Source organism: Microbacterium sp. KNMS (assembly GCF_053851835.1).
The window spans coordinates 1-241 of the sequence record NZ_JBSQBP010000190.1 but is presented as its reverse complement, the minus strand read 5'-3'; the positions used below and the strand labels follow the sequence as shown (position 1 = coordinate 241).

Sequence of the window (241 nt, the reverse complement as noted above, 5' to 3'; positions counted from 1 at the left end):
TCGAGAAACAGGTAATGAACGACGGACGGCAGCCAGCCCGCCACGCAATGCGGGCCGCGCCAGCGCGATTCGCCGACCAGCATCCGCAGCCCGCGGTCGTAGTCGCGCGCCGCGACATGCGGCGCGAGCGCGTCTTCCTTCAGCCAGAACGCCTCGAAATACGCGAACGGTTCGCCGTCGAAGCAGCCGACGAGCGGCGTGACGTGCGGGTCGGCATCCGGCGCCGCACCTTGCCCGCCGT

Annotated in this window: 1 protein-coding gene; it reads right to left on the bottom strand. The window is 70.1% G+C overall.

The annotated features are described in order from the left end of the window. A partial coding sequence (locus ACWXWW_RS18310; RefSeq protein ID WP_455971469.1) for a GNAT family N-acetyltransferase occupies positions 1-241 on the bottom strand: 241 nt, incomplete at both ends.